Below are 3,290 nucleotides of genomic sequence, written 5' to 3' on the forward strand. Positions count from 1 at the left end.
GCCGGTCAGGCGGCGGCCGACAGCTTCCGGGAGGTGACGACGGCGTCGGCCACCCCGTACGCGACGGCGTCGTGCGCCGACAGGATGAGGTCACGGTCGGTGTCCGCCCGCAGCCGCTCGGGGGTCTGCCCGGTGTGCCGGGCGAGAAGCTCCTCCGTCTCCGCCCGCAGCCGCAGCACCTCGCGCGCCTGGATGGCGAGGTCGGACACGGTGCCCTGCCCCTGGCTGGACGGCTGGTGCAGCAGCACGCGCGAGTGCTCCAGCACGGTCCGCTTGCCGGGCGTCCCGGCCGCCAGCAGCACGGCGGCCGCCGACGCCGCCTGGCCCATGCACGTCGTGGCGACGTCGCAGCGCACGTACTGCATCGTGTCGTAGATGGCGGTCATGGCGGTGGCCGAGCCGCCGGGGGAGTTGATGTACAGCCCGATCTCCTGGTCGGGCGCCTCGGACTCGAGGTGCAGCAGCTGCGCCATGACGACGTTCGCCACGCCGTCGTCGACCTCCGTGCCGAGGAAGACGATCCGGTCGCGCAGCAGCCGGCTGAACACGTCGGAGTAGCGCTCGCCCAGCGGTGTCCGCTCGACGACGTTCGGGATCGTGTAGGAGCTCATCACAGCCCCGCCTTCCGGCCGGCGGCCGTGGGTCGCACGTCGTCCACGTTCTCCACGATGCGGTCGACGATCCCGTACTCCACGGCCTCGGCGGAGGTGAACCAGCGGTCGCGGTCGCTGTCGGCGGCGATCTGCTCGACGGTGCGCCCGGTGTGCTGGGCGATGAGCTCGTGCATCACCCGCTTGGTGTGCTCGAGGTTCTCCGCCTGGATCGCGATGTCGACGGCGGTGCCGCCGATGCCGGCGGAGGGCTGGTGCATCATCACGCGGGCGTGCGGCAGGGCGTACCGCTTGCCCTTCGTGCCGGTGGTCAGGAGGAACTGCCCCATGCTCGCGGCGAAGCCGAAGCAGACGGTGGCCACGTCGTTGGGGAGCAGTCGCATGGTGTCGTAGATCGCGAGACCGGCGCTGACGGAGCCGCCGGGGGAGTTGACGTAGAGGGCGACGTCGGACCGCGCGTCCTCGGCCGACAGGAGCAGGAGCTGGGCGCAGACGCGGTTCGCGACGGCGTCGTCGATCTCGGTGCCGATCACCACGATGCGCTGGTGCAGCAGGCGGGAGGTCAGCTGGTCGTCGAAGGCGGGAGGACTGGTCGGTGTCGGTGTGCTCATGACCTCACCGTCCCCCGGCCGACGGCGCAGCGGGAGGGCTCTCTGCCGGGAGCGCATCTGCCCAGGGCAGATCTCAGTCGCAGGTCTCAGTCGCAGGTCTCAGTCGGTGACGCCCGCCCGCTTGAAGGAGTCGAGGTCGGCGTTGAGACGCTCGACGAGGTCCGCGAGGTGGGCCCGGTCGTCGGCGGTCCAGCCCTCCAGGACGGTGGCGTACAGGGCGCCCCGGTGCCGGCGCTGCGTCGCGAGCGCGCGGCGGCCGCTCGCCGTCGCGGTGACCACGACGGCACGCCGGTCCTGCGGGTCGCGGCTGCGCTCGACGTGGCCGGCACGGTCGAGGGCGACCACCTGGCGCGTGACGGTGGAGGCGTCGAGGCCCAGGCGGTCGGCGAGGACGCTGACGTGCTGCGGGCCGCCGTCGCGCAGGGCGTGCAGCAGGAGGTACCCGGAGCGGTCGAGGTCCTGGTGCCCCAGGCGTGCCGTGGTGGCGGCGCTGGTGCGCTCGGCCCGGCGCAGCAGCTGGGCGAGGCCGAGCTCGATGCGCGCGAGGTCCGCCGGGGTCGAGCCTTCGGGGTCGACGCGCAGGTCAGGGCGTTCGGGCGCCGAACTGTTACCCGGGGAAGCGATCATAGGTGTATTCTACAGGTAATTACCTGCATGATGCAGGCATCTCGCGCCCGGAGGCGCGTCCGGCGACCGTGACGGCGCCGCACCAGGAGACGAAGCCCGCGGCACCCGTGGGGCAGGAGTGAGGAGTCCGTGGCAGGCACACGCAACGAACCGAACAAGACCGCGATCTACGCGACCGCGCTGACCGCGTTCTTCGCCATCGCCGGCATCGCGGTCGTCGACCCGATCCTCCCGGTCATCGGGGAGGCCATCGGTGCGACGACGTGGCAGATCGAGCTGCTGTTCACCGCCTACATCGCCGTCATGGCGATCGGCATGATCCCCGCCGTGCTGGCGACCGGGAAGTTCGGGTACAAGAAGATCCTCGGCGCGGGGGTCACCCTCGTCGCGATCGCCGCCATCCTCGCCGCGCTGAGCACCTCCATCGGCCAGCTCGCGGCGCTGCGCGGCCTGTGGGGCCTCGGCAACGCGATGTTCTTCGCCACCGCGATGGTGCTGCTCGTCTCGCTCGCCAACGACCGCGAGTGGGTCGTCGGGATCTTCGAGACCTGCGTCGGCCTCGGGTTCGCGGTCGGCCCCCTCATCGGCGGGCTGCTGGGCAGCATCAGCTGGCGCGTGCCGTTCTTCGCCTGCGGGCTGTTCATGATCATCGCCCTCGCGATGTCGATCACGAAGCTGAAGGACCCGGCAGAGAAGCCGGCACCGCTGCACGTGGGCCAGGTCTTCTCCCTGTTCCGCAAGCCCGCGTTCCTCGCGCTCGCCGTCGTGACCGCGACGTACAACTTCGTGTTCTTCATCATCCTCGGCTACACGCCGATCTTCCTGGGGCTCGACGTCATCCCGCTGGGTCTCGTGTTCACCGCGTGGGGCCTCGGGCTCGCGTTCGGCATCCTCGTCGTCGGGCACAAGCTGGCCCACACGATCGGCGCCGTGCAGACCCTGGGCGTGGCCGTGGCCGGCGTCCTCGTCATGACGCTCCTGCTCGCGCTCGGGCTCCCGACGGCGGCCTCGATCGTCGTCCTCGTCGTCGCCGGCGTCTTCATGGGCATCGCCAACGCGATCCTCACCGACCTGTCGCTGGCGCTCGGCGACCCCGACCGCCGCGTCACGACCGGCGCGTTCAACCTCGTGCGCTGGGGCTTCGCCGCCCCGGCCCCGGTGATCGCCGGCCTGCTGCACCCGGTGGGCGCCTCCGCGCCGTACTGGGTCGGCGTCGGCGTGCTCGCCGTCGGCGTGGTCGTCTTCCTGCTCACCGCCCACAAGATGGCTGGTCAGCTGGGGGAGCGCGTGCTGTGGGCACGCTGGAACAAGGCCGCCGCCGCCGTCGAGGGCACGCCCGAGGAGGCCATGTCGGAGCTGTGACCGCAGCGCGTCGACGGCGGTGACGGCGGCGACGCCGTCCCGCGAGCGTGCCGCGACGGGCGCCGGGCGGACCACGCCC

General features: G+C 71.8%; 4 protein-coding genes. 1 reads left to right on the plus strand and 3 read right to left on the minus strand.

All coding sequences use genetic code 11. The features are described 5' to 3' along the window. Positions 1 to 5: 5 nt before the first annotated feature. From ACFT55_RS19790 to ACFT55_RS19800, 3 genes are all read right to left on the minus strand, one after another. On the minus strand, positions 6 to 611 hold the full coding sequence (locus ACFT55_RS19790) for a ClpP family protease (protein ID WP_380245563.1): 606 nt from the start codon (positions 609 to 611) through the stop codon (positions 6 to 8). After that, on the minus strand, positions 611 to 1,222 hold the full coding sequence (locus ACFT55_RS19795; protein WP_380245564.1) for a ClpP family protease: 612 nt from the start codon (positions 1,220 to 1,222) through the stop codon (positions 611 to 613). Before ACFT55_RS19795 ends, ACFT55_RS19790 begins: the two co-directional genes overlap by 1 nt. Before the next feature lie 99 nt (positions 1,223 to 1,321). After that, positions 1,322 to 1,849: a MarR family winged helix-turn-helix transcriptional regulator gene (locus ACFT55_RS19800; protein ID WP_380245565.1), complete on the minus strand. Its 528-nt coding sequence runs from the start codon at positions 1,847 to 1,849 to the stop codon at positions 1,322 to 1,324. A 129-nt stretch (positions 1,850 to 1,978) separates the two neighbouring features. On the opposite strand from ACFT55_RS19800, the gene ACFT55_RS19805 reads away from it, so the two are divergent. Further along, positions 1,979 to 3,211, plus strand: coding sequence for an MFS transporter (locus ACFT55_RS19805; protein ID WP_380245566.1), 1,233 nt, complete (start codon positions 1,979 to 1,981; stop codon positions 3,209 to 3,211). Positions 3,212 to 3,290: the final 79 nt, after the last annotated feature.

The organism is Isoptericola sp. NPDC057191 (assembly GCF_042670225.1).
Taxonomy (GTDB): domain Bacteria; phylum Actinomycetota; class Actinomycetes; order Actinomycetales; family Cellulomonadaceae; genus Isoptericola.